The sequence below is a fragment of the Streptomyces phytophilus genome, assembly GCF_013870535.1.
Classification (GTDB): Bacteria; Actinomycetota; Actinomycetes; order Streptomycetales; family Streptomycetaceae; genus Streptomyces; species Streptomyces phytophilus.
Genome location: NZ_JACBXC010001596.1, coordinates 1 through 1,186, shown reverse-complemented (window position 1 = coordinate 1,186; position 1,186 = coordinate 1). Strand labels below are relative to the sequence as shown.

At 76.2% G+C, this 1,186-nt stretch carries 3 protein-coding genes; 2 read left to right on the top strand and 1 reads right to left on the bottom strand.

What is annotated here, in order from left to right; translation table 11 throughout:
- Both H5J30_RS34510 and H5J30_RS34505 read left to right on the top strand, forming a co-directional pair.
- Window positions 1-169 (top strand): 3-keto-5-aminohexanoate cleavage protein (locus H5J30_RS34510; RefSeq protein ID WP_181791756.1); only part of this gene is annotated, 169 nt, incomplete at its 5' end.
- 131 nt (window positions 170-300) lie between these two features.
- The gene (locus H5J30_RS34505) at window positions 301-762 is read left to right on the top strand and encodes a MaoC family dehydratase (protein ID WP_181791755.1); all 462 of its coding nucleotides are present in this window, start codon (window positions 301-303) and stop codon (window positions 760-762) included.
- On the opposite strand, the gene H5J30_RS34500 is transcribed toward H5J30_RS34505, so the two are convergent.
- Window positions 753-1,186 (bottom strand): TetR-type transcription factor C-terminal domain-containing protein (locus H5J30_RS34500; protein WP_181791754.1); only part of this gene is annotated, 434 nt, incomplete at its 5' end. The genes H5J30_RS34505 and H5J30_RS34500 overlap by 10 nt on opposite strands.

The following is a 1,186-nucleotide window of genomic DNA, read 5'->3' as shown; positions in this document are numbered from 1 at the left end:
CGGCGCCTGGCCGGTGCTGCGGCTCGCCGCGGGGCTGGGCATGGCGGCCCGTATCGGGCTGGAGGACACGCTCGTGCTCCCCGACGGCTCGCCCGCCCCCGGGAACGCGGCGCTGGTCGCGGCCGCCGCCGCGCTGCGGTCCGGCCCGTCGGGCGCCGGGGCGCCGTGACGGCGACGCGGGCGCGGGTGCGGGGCCGTTGACAGGGATCCGCGCCGCGACCATGCTAAGCAGTCGCTTAGTCCATCCCGACGCACCGACGCACACCCCCGTCCGCCCTCGCCCGCCCCGGGAGGCACGCCATGGCAGAGCCCCGCACGTTCACCTCGGTCGACGAGCTGAAGGGCGCGGTGGGCGAGCAACTGGGGCACACCGACTGGGTGGAGGTCGACCAGCGGCGCATCGACCTGTTCGCCGAGGCCACCGGCGACCACCAGTGGATCCACGTCGACCCGGAACGGGCCGCCGGCGGCCCCTTCGGCGGGACCATCGCCCACGGCTACCTCACGCTCTCGCTGCTGCCGCTCTTCGGCCCGCAGCTCATCGACGTCGCGGGCGTCCGCATGGGCGTCAACTACGGCACGAACAAGGTGCGTTTCCCCGCTCCCGTCCCCGTCGGCTCCCGGCTGCGGGCGTCCGCCACGATCGCGGACGTCACCGAGGTCGCGGACGGCGTGCAGCTCGCCGTGCGGTACACGGTCGAGCGCGAGGGCGGCGAGAAGCCCGTGTGCGTCGCGGAGTCCGTGGTCCGCTACTACTTCTGAGGCCCGTGCCGCCGGGCGTCCCGCGCGCCCGGTGCCGCCACCATCCGGCCGACCAGGTCCGCGTACAGCGACCCCACCTCCTCCGGCGGCCTGCTGCCCGCCGCGCTGAACCACCGGGCCACGTCCACGCACAGCGACAGCACCGCCAGGGCCGTCCCCGGCACGTCGGCCACCGCGAACACGCCGTCCCGCACGCCGTCCTCGATGATCCCCCGCACCAGCCGGTCGATGTCCCGCCGCAGCGCGACGATCTCCGCGTAGTGCTCCGCGCCGAGCGCCGCCAGCTCGTACTGCACCACGCGCGCCGTCGTGTGGTGCTCCGCGTGCCAGCGCGCGAAGGCCCGTACGGCGCGCGCCAGCCGCTCCCCCGCCGTGCCGTCGGACTCCGCCGCCGCGGCGATGATCGCCCGCGCCCGCTCGTGGC